Below are 16,885 nucleotides of genomic sequence, written 5' to 3' on the forward strand. Positions count from 1 at the left end.
TTATTCTGCTGTTTCGCCTTTTTTCTCTGCATTGTTTAATAAAGCAGAAATAATACGTTGAGCAGGAGATTGAAGTAATCCGATGATTTCTCCAATAACTTCTTCTTTAGATTTCAATGATGCCAAACTATCCAAAAGATTGTCTCCGATGTAAATTTCACCATTGATATATGCTCCTTTGAAAGCAGGCTTTTCTGATTTTTTTCTAAAGTCCTTAATGATTTTGGCAGGTTGATTTGCAATGTCTGCAATAAAAATGGAAGAGTTTCCTTTTAATACAGATGATAAATCACCATAATCATTACTTGAAGCTTCCATTGCTTTTTCAAGCAAGGTGTTTTTAACCACTTCTAATTTAATTCCAGCTTTGTAACAAGCTCTTCTTAAGTTGGAAGTTGTTTCAGCATCTAACCCAGAGGTATCAGCAATATATACAATATTACTTTCAGCCAACTTTGCAGTTAAATCTTCTATCGCGATTGATTTTTCTTCTCTTGTCATAATAAAATTTGTTTAACTACCAATTATACTGCTTTAGGATCTAAAGCAATAGCAGGACTCATAGTACTAGACAAGTGAATAGACTTGATGTAAGTACCTTTGGCTGCAGTTGGTTTCAATTTAAGTAATGTTTGAATAATTTCATGGGCATTGTCTACAATTTTATCAGCTTCAAAAGAAATTCTTCCGATACCAGCATGAACAATACCTGTCTTGTCTACTTTAAAGTCGATTTTACCCGCTTTAACTTCTGCCACAGCCTTACCAATTTCCATGGTTACTGTACCAGTTTTCGGGTTTGGCATTAAACCTCTCGGACCTAACACACGGCCTAACGGACCTAATTTACCCATGATAGCAGGCATAGTGATGATAACATCAACATCGGTCCAACCATCTTTAATTTTTTGAAGGTAATCGTCCAATCCTACATAGTCAGCGCCAGCAGCTTTCGCTTCTGCTTCTTTATCTGGAGTTACTAAAGCTAAAACCTTAGTATCTTTTCCAGTACCATGTGGTAGTGTTACAACACCTCTTACCATTTGATTTGCTTTTCTTGGATCAACTCCTAAACGAACAGCAATATCTACTGACTCATCAAATTTTGCAGAAGCAACCACTTTCAATAAAGACGAAGCGTCTTTCAATGAATATAATTTGTTCTTTTCAATTTTTGAAGCAGCCTCTTTTTGTTTTTTTGTCAATTTTGCCATTTCTTACCTTATTTTAGAGGAGAATCTCCAGTTACAGTTATACCCATAGATCTAGCTGTTCCAGCAATCATGCTCATTGCAGATTCTATCGTGAATGCATTTAAATCGACCATCTTGTCTTCAGCGATTGCTTTAATTTGATCCCAAGTTACTTTTGCAACTTTTTTTCTATTAGGCTCGCCTGAACCAGATTTTAATTTAGCAGCATCCAATAATTGAATTGCAGCAGGTGGAGTTTTAACAACAAAATCGAATGATTTGTCTTTGTACACGGTGATTTGTACCGGTAACACTTTGCCAGGTTGATCTTGGGTTCTAGCATTAAATTGCTTACAGAATTCCATGATGTTAACACCAGCAGCTCCCAGAGCAGGTCCAACCGGTGGCGATGGGTTCGCAGCACCTCCCTTAACTTGTAGTTTAACTACCTTACTAATCTCTTTAGCCATTGTTTTTAAAAATTTGCAATAATCAGTGGAAGCAGACTATTGCGGTTTATAATAGTGTAACAAATTATACTTTTTCAACTTGCATAAAAGCTAATTCTAACGGTGTTTTTCTTCCGAAAATTTTCACCATCACTTCTAGCTTACGCTTTTCTTCGTTGATTTTCTCAATAGTTCCATTGAAACCATTAAAAGGTCCATCAACAACTTTTATTGTTTCTCCAATTATGTAAGGAATGTTTTGTGTGTCTGTATTTACAGCCAACTCATCCACTTTACCTAACATTCTATTTACTTCAGATAACCGTAAAGGAACAGGATCGCCACCTTTTACTTCTCCTAAAAAACCAATAACACTTGTGATTGATTTAATGATATGAGGTATCTCCCCAGTCAAATTAGCTTCAATCATAACATAACCTGGAAAATACACTTTATCCTTAGCTATCTTCTTTCCATCCCTAACCTGAACCACCTTTTCGGTTGGTACAAGAACTTGTGAAATATAATCAGCTAATCCAAGACGATTAATTTCGGTTTCGATATAAGCTTTAACCTTATTTTCTTGACCGCTAACAGCTCTAACGACATACCATTTTTTAACATTATTATCAGCCATTTCAAAGAATTTATGGTTTTAACCAATTAAAAAATCCTGCAATTGATTTGGCGAAAAGCTCATCAACGCCCCACGTTGCCAAGGCGAAAATTATCGAAAAAACAGCTACTGTAATTGTGAGTTTTTGCACTTCGGCCCACTCAGGCCAAGTTACATTTGATTTCAATTCCTCAAATGCATCTGATATATAATTAACAATTTTTGCCATTGTAAATAGTTTGTTTTGCACGGGCGGGAGGATTCGAACCACCATCAACGGTTTTGGAGACCGCTATTCTACCCTTGAACTACGCCCGTATCATTAAAAACCAGTGTCGTTAAAAAACGACACTGGAATATTTATTTCCCGCAAAGGATTAATCTAAAATTTCAGTAACCTGACCTGCACCAACTGTTCTACCACCTTCACGGATAGCGAAACGTAATCCAATATTTAATGCGATTGCACTTAATAAAGATACTTCAATTGTTAAGTTGTCTCCTGGCATAACCATTTCAACACCTGTAGGTAAAGTAATAACTCCAGTTACGTCAGTTGTACGTACATAAAACTGTGGACGGTAGTTATTGTGAAATGGAGTGTGACGACCACCTTCTTCTTTTTTCAAGATATAAACCTCAGCCTTGAATTTAGCGTGCGGCTTTACAGATCCTGGCTTACAAATAACCATTCCTCTTTTGATATCTTCTTTAGCAACACCTCTTAATAAGATACCTGCATTATCTCCAGCCTCACCTCTATCTAAGATTTGACGGAACATTTCAATACCTGTAACTGTAGAAGTTAATTTCTCAGCGCCCATACCAATGATTTCAACTGGATCTCCTGTATTACAAATACCTGTTTCGATACGACCTGTAGCAACAGTTCCACGACCAGTAATTGTAAATACGTCTTCAACTGGCATCAAGAAAGGCTTTGCAACATCTCTTTCTGGCTCCTGAATCCAATTATCAACAGCTTCCATCAATTCAAGAATTTTTGGCGTCCAAGCTGGGTCATTATTTAATCCTCCTAAAGCTGAACCTTGAACTACAGGGCTATTATCACCATCATAATCGTAGAATGATAATAAGTCTCTGATTTCCATTTCAACTAATTCTAATAATTCTGCATCATCAACCATATCCACTTTGTTCATGAATACAACGATTCTAGGAATACCTACCTGGCGACCTAGAAGGATGTGCTCACGTGTTTGTGGCATTGGACCATCAGTGGCAGCTACAACTAAGATAGCACCATCCATTTGAGCAGCACCTGTAACCATGTTTTTTACGTAATCAGCGTGACCTGGACAGTCAACGTGTGCGTAGTGACGATTAGCAGTTTCATACTCAACGTGCGATGTATTAATAGTAATACCTCTTTCTTTTTCTTCTGGAGCATTATCAATTTGATCAAATGATTTTGCTTGACAGTAACCTGCATCAGATAACACCTTAGTGATTGCTGCAGTTAAAGTTGTTTTTCCGTGATCCACGTGCCCAATCGTTCCAATGTTTAAATGGGGCTTGTTACGGTTAAAATTTTCTTTTGCCATTTTAATTAATTTTTAATCTTAGTTATATATTAGTGTTCAAATTTTACAATTTTGAGCCAACTACGGGAATTGAACCCGTGACCTCTTCCTTACCAAGGAAGCACTCTACCCCTGAGCTAAGTCGGCAGAGAAATTTTATTTAAAATTGTTTAAAAGTTTAAAGTTGTCTATTACTAATTAAACCATTTAAACCTTTAAAAAATTAACTTCATTTTGTGGGGAGAGCAGGATTCGAACCTGCGAAGACGTAGTCAGCGGATTTACAGTCCGCCCTCGTTGGCCGCTTGAGTATCTCCCCAACTTTTCTCATTGTTAAACCCTTTATTTAGAGCCGGCGGAGGGACTCGAACCCACGACCTGCTGATTACAAATCAGCTGCTCTAGCCAACTGAGCTACGCTGGCATACACAATAAAAAAAGCCCGCTATTTCTAACGGACTGCAAATGTATGATATTTATCGTGTAATCAAAACATTTTTTTAAAAAAAATTAAATTATATATGTGTTCTGATTTTTTCCTTTCTTTTAAGTAATAATCGCTCCAACGATTCGGAAGCTAATTCTACTCCTTCTTCAAATGTTTTACATTGTTTTTTAACTATGAAATCATCTCCTGGAACGTGAATTTTGATCTCCACAATTTTATTTTCTTTCTCACTTGTCTTTTCTACTTTTAAAAAAACATCAGACGAAACTAATTTATCATAATATTTTTCCAATTTCCCAAGTCGATCTTGAATGAAATCAACTAATTTTCTGTCGACAGTAAAATTTACTGCATGAACATTTACCTTCATATTCAAATTTTTAAGGGTTAAACATTTTTAGAATTACTTTTTATTTCTTGGATGGGCATTACCATAAACTTTTTTAAGTTCTGCTAAACTACTATGAGTATAAACTTGTGTGGATGCCAAACTAGAATGTCCTAACAGTTCTTTAACTGAATTTATATCTGCTCCATTATTGAGTAAATGAGTCGCAAACGTGTGCCTCAATATATGCGGACTTTTTTTTACTTTTTCGGAGACATTACTAAAGTAGTAATTAATTAATCGATACACAAATGAATCCGTCAATTTAACACCCTTTACTGATAGAAAAAAATACTCTTCATCAGTAATCTCTTGTAAACGAGTTCTTTCCATTAAATACATTTTTAGCTGTTGTACTACAACTGGAAGTAGTGGTATAATCCTTTCTTTGTTTCTTTTTCCTAGTACCTTTATAGTACTATTTTCGGTATCAACATTATGAATTTTTAACTGTATTAACTCTGCCCTTCTTATTCCTGTTGTATAAAACAACTCAATAATTGATTTGTCCCGGATTCCATCATAATCGGCTGTGTAATGAATTTGGTTCAAAACTAAATCCAGCTCTTTTTCCGAAAAGGGTATCTGCAATATCTTGGGTGACTTGAGCGCTTTATGTTTCAAAAACGGGCTCGACTCTATTTGCTTTGTTTTTAACAGAAATTTATAAAACGATTTTAAAGAAGATAATTTCCGATTAATAGAAGAATTTGAAAGCGCATCTTCAGACATTGCAACTATCCATGCTCTGATTTGCGCATAATTTACTGTTAACAGATTACTATCATCAAACTGACTTGATAAAAAAACTTCAAAAAATTCAATATCACTCACATAAGCTGTGACAGTATGGATAGAATAATTCTTTTCTCGAAGCAAATAATAATAAAACTTTGTTTTAAAATTTTCCATAAAAAAAACCGCTGACATCAAAGTTAACAAACTTTAACGAACAGCGGTGATATCAAAACGGAATTTATCTATCCTTCGATATTATCCCTCAAGTTCTGAATGTAAGCAGCTTTTTGAATCTGCGCTCTTCTAACGATTGAAGGCTTTATAAAAGCTTGACGCGACCTAAGTTGTCTTACAGTTCCGGTTTTATCGAATTTTCTTTTGTAGCGCTTCAATGCTCTATCGATGTTTTCTCCGTCTTTAATTGGTATAATTAACATTTTTGGACCTCCTTTCTTTAAAATTAGACTGCAAAAGTAATAATTAATTTGAATTATCAAACTAAAACATAAAGAAAAAAAGAAAAATGGAATCTTTATGATTAGTAATAGAAAAAGCCAAGTTGAATTTCGTGCTCCTTGCCTTTTTTCTATAATCCTTCTTCTAAAACATTCTTTCTACAGATTATTTCACAGCTGGTTTATAATTTTGTTTATCAATAATCATCTTCGATAAAATCTCTCTCAGAATTTCGGATGTTCCGCCGCCAATTGGTCCTAAGCGACTATCTCGTAGTAAACGCGCCAGTGGATATTCTTCCATGTAACCATAACCACCAAGCATTTGCAAACAATTATAAATAGCTTCATCAGCCACTTTAGTTGATTTTAATTTAGCCATGGTAGCTTCTTTAACTACATATTCTCCTTTATTAAGTCGCGCTACAGCAGCATAATTAAAAATTTTGCAGTGTTCCACTTCAGTTGCATGATCAACCATGGTATGGCGTAACGCCTGGAATGTGTTTATTTTTTTACCAAAAGCCTCACGCTCCGACATATATTGCAGCACATAATCGATAGCATATTCAGCTCTAGCATGGGCATTGATAGCCATGATTAATCGTTCCAAAGCAAAATGTTGCATGATATAAGGAAAGCCTTTTCCTTCCTCTCCCATTAAGTTATCTAACGGAATTTCAACATTGTCAAAAGATATCTCAGCAGTATCACTTGCTCGCCAACCCAGTTTATCTAACTTAGTTGCTGTAACACCTTTTAAATTGGTGTCCATCAAAAAAATGCTAATTCCTTTATTTCCTAAATCTGGACTAGTTTTTGCGGCAACAACATAATAATCAGCATATACACCGTTTGTTATAAAGGTTTTTGAACCGTTAATGACATAGCAATCACCCTTTTTTACTGCTGTAGTTCGTAAACCTGCCAAATCACTACCACCAAAAGGCTCTGTCAAACACAACGCACCTATTTTATCTCCTGCGATACTTGGCGCCAAATAATCTTGCTTTATACGCTCATCACCTTCTGCATTTAAATGTGTCATAGCCAAATAGGCATGTGCCCAAATAGCTGCAGCGAAACCCGACGATTTAATTTTTTGAAGTTCTTCTAATAATACAACCGTGTAAAATAAATCTAAGTTCAAACCTCCATAGGCTTCGGGGTAATTCAACCCAAAAAAACCCATATCGCCAAACTTTTTCCAGATAAAGCGCTCAATAGTTCCCGTTTTTTCCCATTTTTCAATATGTGGGACTACTTCTTTTTGCAAAAAATCTTGCAAGCTTTTCCTAAACAATTCGTGTTCCTCTGTAAAATATGTTGAATTCATATAAATTAGACTGTTTTTATTAGCAATTTTTTAGAATTCCAAATATAAGGCAATAATTTTAATTTTATCAACAGGAAAATCTTTAATTTTTGACAAATCCTCAATTTTAATATCACCATTCATACTCCTATAAATGACAATATTTTTGGCTAATGCATATCTGAAAAAAGGAAACTGAGATAGTTCTTTTATAGAAGCAGAATTAATGTTTATCCTCTTTATACCAGTGATAGATTTCACTTCAAAATGAGTATTGAGTTTATCCAAAACTTCGGGCGATAAACCCCATATATCATTCATTTGTTGCATACTAACAAAGCTGCCATACTTCTCTTTTTCGTTCAAAATTCGGTCAGAGATTTTATCCCCAATACCATTGATTTTCATCAAATCTTCTTTAGTCGCCGTGTTGATATCAAGAACAGTAATAATTTTTGACTTTGAAAAATCTTTCTTTGGAAAAGATTGAAAATCATTTCTCTTATTTTTTACCCACTCAGGAAATTTAAAATACGGAGAAATAACACTTAGTAAAGAATCGGAAACTCTAGTCACCGCTTGAAACTCGGCAGCTGAATTGACAAATTTGTTTTGTTTTCTAAACGCTATTAATCGGTCAATTTCATCTACTGACATTCCTAGTTTATATCCTTTAAAGTCCGTTATAAAGTTGGGATTGAATGGATAGATTTTAGGTTTGTATTGCCTTTTATAAAGTTTCAGACTATCAATAGTCCCCTTTTGAGAAAGCCACAATTCTTTATCCTTGTTTTTATTTGCGCCACTGCCAAAATCCATAAAAAAATAAAGCGACTGCAGAGCAAATAGCAAAGTAAAGAACAATAAAATTTCTATTCGTTGACTTTTAGTGTAGTGAATTAAAGTGTTTCGCATAAAAACGCAACTTTCAAAAATTATAAATCAAAAACTGAGGTTCTTTTTCCGCGAATTAAATCTTTTAATTTAAGCCAAAAAGCTAAAGTTAAATACACCCCAAAACCTAATCCCGCGGTGACAAAAGATATGTAAATAAAAAACAGTCTAACATCTGAAGCACGCATACCCAAGCTATCTGCTAATCGAGAGGAAACATGAAAACCGTGTTTTTCGAAAAAATATTTTAATTGTATAATGGGTGACATAAGCTAAAATATATAATTAACTATTCTTTTTATTAAAATGAAATTAATTATAAAATTACACTTTTAATAATTGAATTCCAATAGCACACTGCAAACATTTGCTTTTATTACAATATTCATTTTTTAAAGTCAATAAAGATTGTGTGTCAAACGCCGATTTTGATTTACATCCGAATTGCGAAAACTTATCTATAATAGCATTTTTTTCAGCAGGAATCGTATAAAATAATTCGAGTAAATCCTCCGAAATTTCTTTACCCAAGCTTTTAGCATAAGCATACTTTATGGGCGCAATAGTATTAATGAGCAATAAATCGATAAAAGAATTTGAAAATTGCTTTTTCTTTTTTGGACTTTCTTTATCAAATTGATAATGGGTTTGCCAATAGTCAGATATTGAAATTGAAAACATCTTATAAAATTGTTCCACGTCTTTAGTATCAATAAGTTTTGAAAATAAATTACTTTCTTTATGGTACAGCATGGCCAATTGCGCTAGTCTTATCGTAGGAAAGTTATCCGGACGATGTTTAAAAAACTGAACAGGCTCAATAAAGATTGTTTCTAATTGATGTTTTTGAAGAAGATAATCGAAGCGGGCTTTTAATGCTTTGGCATACAAATCTTCGGGTTCCATTGGCAATAAATCAGCACGACCAAAAAATAATGCTTCCAAATTTTCAACTTCAAATCTTTCTTTGCGTAGTACTGCAAATGGAATAGACTTCGCCACCTTGAGAAAAATTTCTCCATTAGTATTTAAACCAAAATTCTTAGCCAGCATATAAAAAAGAACTGCTTCCCAATCATTCGCTGTTTCTTGTAAAAGTTGTTCGATAGAAAGTGATTTTCGCTCTAGCCGTTCAAAAAACAATCGTTCTTGCCAATTTTTAATAACAAACTCATCAACCGAACCCAATTGGTTTTCGCAATAAATCCAGCTCTTGGACGAAGTCAATTCTTGGTAGTTGCGCACTACTTCTTTTAAAACATAATCCTTCAGCTCTAAAACTGGCAATTCTGAGTTATCTTTTCTAAAAATAGGTGTATCGTGTTCCCAAACCACATGAAGTATCACACTGTCGTATGCTTCATCTTTCTCGTGATGGTGCAAATACCAATCCGAAGATTTAATGTGAATTTCTACATTGCCTGCCCACTTCTGATCACCAATTATAATTTGTGCATTAAAAAAATCAGGTCCGGAAAGTTGTAAATACTGCCCACAGTTTATCACAGTCAGCAATTCTCCTGAAACCGTTTTTAGGTTGGAAAAGCTAAACTTCTTATATTGCCATACATAATGAAGAAAATCTTCTTTCACGATTTTAATTTTATAGGTCTAATTTATAGAAATTACTGAGGTTTACAATTGTTTTATGAAAAAATTAGTGTTAATTATCTCGATATTCCTTTACGGAAAAACCTTTTCGCAGCATTTTAAAATTACTTATTTGCGAAGTTCTAACGGAAATTTGATCGAAAATCAAAATCCAATATTGATTTTCACTGATGAAAATTACACAAAATTAACTACTGAATATCTTCCTAATAAAAAAAACACCTATCCTGAAGAATACACTACAATCAATAGAAGCACTAATTTTCTCAAACAATTTGCCATCTTAAATAGTTTAAAAGCTATTTATACCGTAGACAGTATTTCGCTGGGCAAACAAACTTTTGAATATACCGATGAAACAAAATAAATTCTTGGCTACAATTGTAAAAAAGCAAAAACTGTAGTCAATTCAAATACTATAGAATTATGGTATACTAACGAATTAAAAGTAAAAGGCTCGCCAACCATTTTAGGACAAAATCTAGGATTAGTATTAGAAATGGTGCGCAACGGAAATTATATAATTGCTGCCACGAAAGTCGAAAAGATAAAAAGATTACAAACCACAGAAATAGAAGCAAAAGAGGTAGACGGATTAACATACAAAGATCTGCTGTGGAAAAGTCGGTTCACTACTATTCCTGTTTTTAAAGACCAAATCATCAACTTTTCAGATGCTTCTAAATCAAATGACACCATTTTGCGATTTGCTAACGGAACTATCGCCGTTAGGAAAATTAAATTTCCTGAAATACCTATAGGAAGCCAAATTTTTGCAGACATCACTGAACAATCCAACGGCGATGCCTATGATAGAACTGGGTCGTTTTTTATCATCCCAACAGAAAAACCGCTGTCTTTTTTAGATGCATTACAAAAAGGAATTAAATCGGTACCCATTTATACTAATGGAAATGGAAAAGAATATCAAGGCGTAACTATAACAGAAAACTACAATCCAATTGTAGAATTAATGCGCTTTTTCACGCCTTTTGGAGTAAAACAATACAATTCGCTTCAATTAAAAGACAAAACTTGGCAAGAAAATGTATACTACAGACAGGATATTTCTGAAATAAGAACCATGCTTAGCAATAAAGAAGTTTGGTTAGGTATAAACATTGGTAACTATGATAAAGGTGGACATAAAGTATCAGCAAATATCACTATTCATAATGAGGAAGAAACTAAAGCAAAGCCAACTCAAATTATACCGCTATTTTGCACTACTAATATCATGGAAATGGCTGGACAAGAATATGGAACGATGTTTAACTCGGATAAAGGACTATTAGTGACTTTCAAATTAGACAAACCGATGAAGAATGTAAAGTTACGTTACATAACCACAGGTCACGGTGGATGGGAAAATGGAGATGAATTTGTACCAAAAAAAAATACGATTGTAGTAAACGGAAAAGAAGCATTCAGTTTCATTCCATGGCGTCAAGATTGTGGTTCATATAGATTATCAAATCCAGCATCTGGAAATTTTCCAAACGGCTTATCTTCCTCTGATTATAGTAGAGCCAATTGGTGTCCAGGCACGGTGACTAATCCAATATTTATTGAATTAGGTAACTTAGAGGCAGGAAATCATACCATTCAAATTAAAATTCCACAGGGTTTAACGGAAGGTAGTAGTTTCAGCTCGTGGAAAATTTCGGGTGTTTTGATTGGGGAATAAAAAAAAGTCTCGCTACTGCAAGACTTTACTTTTATTTTATCGAACCTATAATATCATACTTTGTAATGATGTGATGCTTTCCGTTGCCCAAATCAACTAAAACAGCCTGATTTTCTTTAGTAAACAGTTTAGAAACTTCTTCAATAGGTGTACTTCGTTGTACGATTGGGTATGGTTTACCCATTACTTCTTTAATCGGTTTATCGGCTACATTTTTATCGGTAACATAACTTTGAAATAAATCGGTTTCATCTACAGAACCTACAAAGCCATGAATATCAATCACCGGAATTTGCGATATTTTTAATTTTCTCATTCTGTCTATGGCATGGGAAACCAACTCTTCTGTACGAACAGTAGCTAACGGCTTATCGAGATGATCCTTGATCACGTCTTCTGCTTTTGTAATTTCTTCATCTAAAAATCCTCTTTCCCGCATCCAATCATCGTTAAACATTTTCCCAACATAACGACTTCCACTATCGTGAAACAACACAACCACGACATCTTCGGGTTTAAAATGCTCTTTCAATTGTTGTAATCCTTTCACACAAGCGCCAGCAGAATTACCAACAAATATGCCTTCTTCAAGTGCAATTCTTCGGGTATAAACTGCTGCGTCTTTATCAGTTACTTTTGTAAAACCATCAATAAGTGAGAAGTCAACATTTTTAGGAAGAATGTCTTCTCCTATTCCTTCTGTGATATAAGAATAGATTTCGTTTTCGTCAAAAATTCCTGTTTCGTGGTATTTTTTGAATACAGAACCATAGGTATCAATTCCCCAAATTTTAATGTTTGGATTTTTTTGTTTTAAATACTTAGCAACGCCTGATATTGTGCCACCAGTTCCAACACCAACCACAAAATGAGTTACTTTTCCATCTGTTTGTTCCCAAATTTCTGGACCTGTTTGCTCATAATGTGCTACAGCGTTACTTGGATTATCATATTGATTCACATACCATGAATTAGGGATTTCGGTTCCTAATCTTTTAGAAACAGAATAGTACGAACGTGGATCAGTGGGTTCAACATCAGTAGGACACACAATTACTTTGGCACCAACTGCTCGAAGAATATCCATTTTTTCTTTGGATTGCTTGTCGGTTATAACAAAAATACATTTGTATCCTTTGACGATTGCGGCCAAGGCTAATCCCATACCTGTGTTGCCTGATGTTCCTTCGATAATGGTTCCGCCCGGTTTTAATCGTCCATCAGCTTCTGCGTCTTCAACCATTTTCAATGCCATTCTGTCTTTTGTAGAATTACCAGGATTGAAGGTTTCAACTTTAGCTAATACCAAAGCGTCAATACCTTCAACTACTTTGTTAAGTTTAACTAATGGTGTATTGCCAATGGTTTCAAGGATATTTTTTGCATATTTCATTCCTGTTTAATTTTTTTATGGTGTCATACCGTCGCAAGCTCGGGTCATTTTTTAAAATTGCGGGTTTCGGGTTGCGAGTTTACTATTGGACAAATGTACTGCTATTTCAAAACTTTACAAATAATCGAATAGATTATCGTATAACCCTGATGGAAGTAGAAATCCTTTTTTAAACTTTTTTTGTTTAAAAAAGATTGTAACGAACAGCAGGAAATGCCAATCTTAGAAACGCCGAACGCGCTGTTTCTATTGGAAAAAATTCCACACGAGTCCGAAACGAATCATGAAATCTCGATAGGGATAATTGGGTGCGTTATAGTATCTATTGCCTGTAAACCCTGAATTGAAATGTTCTGCTTTTAAAAAAATTCGCGTTTGTCGAATTCGAGCATTAATAAAAAAATCAAGCATAGGGAAATCACCAATTTTTACTTCGTTTTGAACAAACGCTTCGGTAATTAGAGGATTATAATCATTGACGTAATATTTTGAAAAATAATTAAATATAAATCCTGTTTGTAAAAACATCGCTTTTTTGAAGACATAATCAGAAAAGTAAAGGGTATTTCTCGTGAGTAGTTGCGGCACATTGAGGATGTCATCGTTTTGGTCCACTTGCTGATAAAGAAACGTATTGTCGAGCGCAAATTTGCCCCATTTAAATTCCCTACTCACTTTCAGGCTAACATAGTTTATAGTTTCAGCATATTGTTTGGGCGAAATTAATTGCGTTCTATCAGGAGATGCATCCTGACTAAAATACAAATAGTCGTCATACGAGCTAAGTTGTAAAGTGGCATCAACCCATTGTGTTTTGGCTGTAGCCTCTAAAATATTGATTTTTTCATTATTGAAATTATTAGACCAATTATAATTTATGTAGCTACTTTGGCTCAAATTATAGATATGATCGGGAATTTTATTCAACATTTGATACTGAAAAAGAAATGAATTTTTTTCATCAAGTTGGTATTTTAACTTTGCATCGACATTTGACAACGATTGATTAGTCACTGAATTAGAATACAAAAATGTTCCATTCCATTTGTTCTTTCTGTACTCATATTGTCCGCCAATAGTGTTAACTTCACCACTTATGGCATTGGGAACAACACCGGAATCTAATACTAAAATCTTGTCATAATAAAAGTTATAACGAAAATCTTCAACAAAAAATTGAAACTTACCTAGTAAACTATTGTCGTAAATGGCACCCACTTTATTGTATAGTTTGTTGTACCGTGCCTGATCGTTTATACCACTTGTCACAAACGCCTCTCCGAAACGTAATATTTCTTCATTACCCACTCGAGAAAACAGTGTTCTTTGATTGTACTCATAATACTTATTCTCATAGGTAAACTGATGCGAAAGTACTAAAGCACTTTTATTATCTGAACGATTAAACTTGAAATTATGATCGAGAAAAACACGATTGCCCTTCATGAAAGACCTGGCATCCGTGAGATAAACTTCTAAACGCGCTCTATTTTGAAATGTTACATCATTGCCTTCAAAATCATCGAGATTTGTTATACCACCATTTTCTCCGTTTAGTATATCTTGCCCTGTAAAATGAAAATTTAAAAAATACCTGTTATTTGAAGAATGATAGCTGGTTGTAAATCTAAAATTACCTGCGCTTGATAGTTGGTTAATATATTTTCCTAAAGACCGCAAACCTTTATAAGCAATAGACACATTTAGCCGCTCTGAAATATTTAAAGCAACGAGCGCATCAATAGATTGGCCTTGTCCCATTACGGTCTTAAAATACAACTCAGTTAATGGCGTGGCAACAGAAAAATAATTGATATCGTCAACCTGTAAATAATTAAAATGCTTACCAGAAAATCCTATATCAGGGAATGCAGTATAGTTTTTAAGGCTATTGTCTAGCACAGTATAAGTTTGCCCTTCATTGGCAAAAGGCAAAAGTCCAAAAATATCCTTTCTCAAATAGTTATATTGATACTCTTTTTTAATGGTAAGCGATGTATCAACAAAAGTAGTGTCTTTTTGTAAAGTAATAACTCGATACTGATCAAAAGTGGCTTTTGGTGCAATCTTTACTGGTTCATCAGTTGAGGCATTGTCTCGCACGGAACCATTATTTTGAACTTGTGATATTCCTGTGGATAGTGTCAATAAAAAAACAACTATGATAATGTTTCTCATTAGTATAATTTACACCACAAAAATACACAAAACAATTTGGAAAAAAATCAATAAAAGCCATTCCTAGTCAATAACAAATTTGTGAACTAAAAAAAATAAATTTACAATTTCACAAATTTCTTTGTAACGATAGATTGCTCAGTTTGAAAAGTAATAAAATAAACGCCATTAATTAATGAAGATATGTCTAGAGAAGATATGTCACTAATTCTATCAATGCTGTAAACTTCTTTACCTGCAACATCACAAATAGTTATAGATGAAACTTCTGCTTCATTGGCAATTGAAAAATTTAAAATATCTTTTACGGGATTTGGGTAAACAAATATTTTGTCTGAATTATTAAAATCAGTCATATTTAAACTTAAAGCATTATTACCATTAGCAATTAAAGAAAAATTTTGAACTCCTCCTTGCAAAGTGCCTTTATGCTTTACTTCGATGGTATATACACCTGGCGGTGCGTTAAAAATTTCAACCTTTTCAACATTATCTACGTTATTGTCTGAATTATTTGTTGCTTGAGCTAGAGGATCATTAAAATCGAGCTTCCAAGGATAATAAGTTACCCCATCTTTTAAAATTTTTAAATCCAAGTTGTTTACTAATCGAGCGGTTCTATTATCTACATCATTTGAAGCATTAGGAACTCCGGTAGGATCTGTCCAACATATAGTTGCAGCTATATTTTGCGTTGCTGTTATAGAAATCTGCTTAGTAAACACCTCACCATTATTTAAAGTCTCTTCGGAAAGGATAGCTGTTGTACCCCTTCCTGATATAATTTTAACTGCTTCCTCCGCATTACCTAAACCCCAACCAAATTCATAATCAGGACCTGGGTTCATACCACACTCTTTAGCAGAATGACATATTAAACCTCTAACTGTCGCAGCCCTCATAAAGTTAGAAGGATTTAAATTATTATAATGTTGCTGTAGTAATAAAATCATGCCAGTTATAGCGGGAGTCGCCATTGATGTACCTTGCAAAGTAGCATATGATGTATCTGTAAAACTAGTACACGAGCTCACACCAACACCTTTAGAAGAAATATCTGGTTTGATTCTTCCATCATCTGTTGGTCCAAAGTTACTAAATGCAGACATTGTAACACTAAAATTATCGCTATAAATTGGTACATCTTCAACAGCAGCAACAACAATACTGTTTTTCGACACACCTCGACCAGAAATCAAATCATACCCACCCTTATTTACAACTTGAGGCAATGAAAATGAATTGCGGTCATTGCCTGCGGCAATAACAATTTGATAGTATGGAAAGGCATTTGCTAACTCATCCATCTGCACTGCAAGAAAATCATAAGCACCAAAACGGGCGCTTGTTATACCTGTGGCTATTAACCCATAGGAATGATTTGAAACTAAATATCCCTCTGAACCAAATGTTAGCATTTCTAAATAATCATCAGTAAAGCTGTAAGTAATTGCATTAGCATTATACGCCATACCTCTTCTTATAGGACTTACACCTCGCGCTATAATTGTTCCAGTAACATGAGTAGAATGGTCGCTGAGATTAGAATTAACATCACCGCCGTAAATAACTTTACCGCCCGACAATTCTTGATGAGACTCCCTAACTAATCCACCATCCCAAACACCAGCTAACATTCCAGCACCAGTAAGATTCAAACCTAAACCACCGCCAGGGTACAATCGGTTTATTCCTAAAGAAATTGCAGAACCTTGATTATTAACTGAAAAAAACAAAGGAGAACCATTATCAATAAATTGCAAAGAATTATTCTCGCTTTCTATAAAAAAGTTATTCTCTTTATATTGCTTAATGAGCTGTTTTTGCACAGAATAAAACGACTCCGCTTTACTGTATAATTCAGCAATCTTACCAAAATCATAGTATGATTTAATCCTTTCACGTTCTACAATAGTTTGAGCAAAACAAGAAAAAGATAAAAAGAAAAGTAATAAAAAATTTTTCATAGCAAAAAT

The 16,885-nt window shown here is 34.2% G+C and carries 17 protein-coding genes, 4 tRNA genes and 1 pseudogene; 2 read left to right on the top strand and 20 right to left on the bottom strand.

What is annotated here, in order from left to right; translation table 11 throughout:
* The 17 genes from rplJ to WFZ85_RS01050 all read right to left on the bottom strand — a co-directional run bounded on the left by rplJ (nt 1) and on the right by WFZ85_RS01050 (nt 9,633).
* The gene (gene rplJ, locus WFZ85_RS00970; RefSeq protein WP_342694415.1) at nt 1–501 is read right to left on the bottom strand and encodes a 50S ribosomal protein L10; all 501 of its coding nucleotides are present in this window, start codon (nt 499–501) and stop codon (nt 1–3) included.
* A gap of 23 nt (nt 502–524) precedes the next feature.
* Nucleotides 525–1,214, bottom strand: coding sequence for a 50S ribosomal protein L1 (gene rplA / locus WFZ85_RS00975; RefSeq protein WP_342694416.1), 690 nt, complete (start codon nt 1,212–1,214; stop codon nt 525–527).
* A gap of 8 nt (nt 1,215–1,222) precedes the next feature.
* Nucleotides 1,223–1,663, bottom strand: a complete 441-nt coding sequence (gene rplK / locus WFZ85_RS00980) for a 50S ribosomal protein L11 (protein WP_342694417.1) — start codon at nt 1,661–1,663, stop codon at nt 1,223–1,225.
* Nucleotides 1,664–1,727: 64 nt separating this feature from the next.
* Nucleotides 1,728–2,279: a transcription termination/antitermination protein NusG gene (gene nusG, locus WFZ85_RS00985; RefSeq protein ID WP_342694418.1), complete on the bottom strand. Its 552-nt coding sequence runs from the start codon at nt 2,277–2,279 to the stop codon at nt 1,728–1,730.
* Nucleotides 2,280–2,289: 10 nt separating this feature from the next.
* On the bottom strand, nt 2,290–2,487 hold the full coding sequence (secE, locus tag WFZ85_RS00990) for a preprotein translocase subunit SecE (protein ID WP_342694419.1): 198 nt from the start codon (nt 2,485–2,487) through the stop codon (nt 2,290–2,292).
* 18 nt (nt 2,488–2,505) lie between these two features.
* Nucleotides 2,506–2,576: transfer RNA gene (locus WFZ85_RS00995), tRNA-Trp, on the bottom strand.
* A 59-nt stretch (nt 2,577–2,635) separates the two neighbouring features.
* Nucleotides 2,636–3,823, bottom strand: coding sequence for an elongation factor Tu (gene tuf / locus WFZ85_RS01000; RefSeq protein WP_342694420.1), 1,188 nt, complete (start codon nt 3,821–3,823; stop codon nt 2,636–2,638).
* Between the two features lie 54 nt (nt 3,824–3,877).
* Nucleotides 3,878–3,949: transfer RNA gene (locus WFZ85_RS01005), tRNA-Thr, on the bottom strand.
* Between the two features lie 90 nt (nt 3,950–4,039).
* A tRNA-Tyr gene (locus WFZ85_RS01010) sits at nt 4,040–4,121 on the bottom strand.
* A 31-nt stretch (nt 4,122–4,152) separates the two neighbouring features.
* Nucleotides 4,153–4,226: transfer RNA gene (locus WFZ85_RS01015), tRNA-Thr, on the bottom strand.
* A gap of 91 nt (nt 4,227–4,317) precedes the next feature.
* Entirely contained in the window at nt 4,318–4,620 is a 303-nt protein-coding gene (gene hpf, locus WFZ85_RS01020) for a ribosome hibernation-promoting factor, HPF/YfiA family (RefSeq protein WP_342694421.1), read from the bottom strand.
* 33 nt (nt 4,621–4,653) lie between these two features.
* Nucleotides 4,654–5,550, bottom strand: coding sequence for a tyrosine-type recombinase/integrase (locus tag WFZ85_RS01025; protein WP_342694422.1), 897 nt, complete (start codon nt 5,548–5,550; stop codon nt 4,654–4,656).
* 68 nt (nt 5,551–5,618) lie between these two features.
* A complete protein-coding gene (gene rpsU / locus WFZ85_RS01030) occupies nt 5,619–5,813 on the bottom strand; it encodes a 30S ribosomal protein S21 (protein ID WP_342694423.1) in 195 nt (64 codons plus the stop codon).
* 184 nt (nt 5,814–5,997) lie between these two features.
* Nucleotides 5,998–7,167 carry an acyl-CoA dehydrogenase family protein gene (locus WFZ85_RS01035; protein ID WP_342694424.1) on the bottom strand — a complete coding sequence of 390 codons (1,170 nt, stop codon included), beginning with the start codon at nt 7,165–7,167 and terminating at the stop codon, nt 5,998–6,000.
* 30 nt (nt 7,168–7,197) lie between these two features.
* Nucleotides 7,198–8,061, bottom strand: a complete 864-nt coding sequence (locus WFZ85_RS01040) for a ComEA family DNA-binding protein (RefSeq protein ID WP_342694425.1) — start codon at nt 8,059–8,061, stop codon at nt 7,198–7,200.
* Between the two features lie 20 nt (nt 8,062–8,081).
* Nucleotides 8,082–8,309 (bottom strand): PspC domain-containing protein, encoded by a 228-nt coding sequence (locus tag WFZ85_RS01045; RefSeq protein WP_342694426.1) that lies wholly within the window; start codon nt 8,307–8,309, stop codon nt 8,082–8,084.
* A gap of 55 nt (nt 8,310–8,364) precedes the next feature.
* Entirely contained in the window at nt 8,365–9,633 is a 1,269-nt protein-coding gene (locus WFZ85_RS01050) for a DUF2851 family protein (RefSeq protein WP_342694427.1), read from the bottom strand.
* 55 nt (nt 9,634–9,688) lie between these two features.
* Here WFZ85_RS01050 and WFZ85_RS16450 point away from each other — a divergent pair.
* Nucleotides 9,689–10,810: pseudogene (locus WFZ85_RS16450) on the top strand (PNGase F N-terminal domain-containing protein); the annotation flags it as partial.
* Nucleotides 10,811–10,918: 108 nt separating this feature from the next.
* Nucleotides 10,919–11,338, top strand: a complete 420-nt coding sequence (locus WFZ85_RS16455; protein WP_413789724.1) for a peptide-N-glycosidase F-related protein — start codon at nt 10,919–10,921, stop codon at nt 11,336–11,338.
* Between the two features lie 31 nt (nt 11,339–11,369).
* Here the strand turns inward: WFZ85_RS16455 and WFZ85_RS01065 are convergent, their stop codons facing one another.
* The 3 genes from WFZ85_RS01065 to WFZ85_RS01075 all read right to left on the bottom strand — a co-directional run bounded on the left by WFZ85_RS01065 (nt 11,370) and on the right by WFZ85_RS01075 (nt 16,876).
* Complete coding sequence (locus WFZ85_RS01065; RefSeq protein WP_342694430.1) at nt 11,370–12,731, bottom strand: pyridoxal-phosphate dependent enzyme; 1,362 nt, start codon at nt 12,729–12,731, stop codon at nt 11,370–11,372.
* 246 nt (nt 12,732–12,977) lie between these two features.
* Entirely contained in the window at nt 12,978–14,909 is a 1,932-nt protein-coding gene (locus WFZ85_RS01070) for a putative porin (protein ID WP_342694431.1), read from the bottom strand.
* A gap of 101 nt (nt 14,910–15,010) precedes the next feature.
* On the bottom strand, nt 15,011–16,876 hold the full coding sequence (locus WFZ85_RS01075; RefSeq protein WP_342694432.1) for a S8 family serine peptidase: 1,866 nt from the start codon (nt 16,874–16,876) through the stop codon (nt 15,011–15,013).
* Nucleotides 16,877–16,885 lie beyond the last annotated feature (9 nt).

The organism is Flavobacterium aureirubrum (genome assembly GCF_038739835.1).
Lineage (GTDB): Bacteria > Bacteroidota > Bacteroidia > Flavobacteriales > Flavobacteriaceae > Flavobacterium > Flavobacterium aureirubrum.

Coding starts and splice junctions, on each gene's coding strand:
- WFZ85_RS01040 (WP_342694425.1), bottom strand. CDS start 8,061: ATGCGAAACACTTTAATTCACTACACTAAAAGTCAACGAATAGAAATT.
- nusG (WP_342694418.1), bottom strand. CDS start 2,279: ATGGCTGATAATAATGTTAAAAAATGGTATGTCGTTAGAGCTGTTAGC.
- WFZ85_RS01025 (WP_342694422.1), bottom strand. CDS start 5,550: ATGGAAAATTTTAAAACAAAGTTTTATTATTATTTGCTTCGAGAAAAG.
- rplA (WP_342694416.1), bottom strand. CDS start 1,214: ATGGCAAAATTGACAAAAAAACAAAAAGAGGCTGCTTCAAAAATTGAA.
- hpf (WP_342694421.1), bottom strand. CDS start 4,620: ATGAAGGTAAATGTTCATGCAGTAAATTTTACTGTCGACAGAAAATTA.
- rplJ (WP_342694415.1), bottom strand. CDS start 501: ATGACAAGAGAAGAAAAATCAATCGCGATAGAAGATTTAACTGCAAAG.
- WFZ85_RS01045 (WP_342694426.1), bottom strand. CDS start 8,309: ATGTCACCCATTATACAATTAAAATATTTTTTCGAAAAACACGGTTTT.
- WFZ85_RS01065 (WP_342694430.1), bottom strand. CDS start 12,731: ATGAAATATGCAAAAAATATCCTTGAAACCATTGGCAATACACCATTA.
- WFZ85_RS01070 (WP_342694431.1), bottom strand. CDS start 14,909: ATGAGAAACATTATCATAGTTGTTTTTTTATTGACACTATCCACAGGA.
- rplK (WP_342694417.1), bottom strand. CDS start 1,663: ATGGCTAAAGAGATTAGTAAGGTAGTTAAACTACAAGTTAAGGGAGGT.
- WFZ85_RS16455 (WP_413789724.1), top strand. CDS start 10,919: ATGTTTAACTCGGATAAAGGACTATTAGTGACTTTCAAATTAGACAAA.
- WFZ85_RS01035 (WP_342694424.1), bottom strand. CDS start 7,167: ATGAATTCAACATATTTTACAGAGGAACACGAATTGTTTAGGAAAAGC.
- rpsU (WP_342694423.1), bottom strand. CDS start 5,813: ATGTTAATTATACCAATTAAAGACGGAGAAAACATCGATAGAGCATTG.
- tuf (WP_342694420.1), bottom strand. CDS start 3,823: ATGGCAAAAGAAAATTTTAACCGTAACAAGCCCCATTTAAACATTGGA.
- WFZ85_RS01075 (WP_342694432.1), bottom strand. CDS start 16,876: ATGAAAAATTTTTTATTACTTTTCTTTTTATCTTTTTCTTGTTTTGCT.
- secE (WP_342694419.1), bottom strand. CDS start 2,487: ATGGCAAAAATTGTTAATTATATATCAGATGCATTTGAGGAATTGAAA.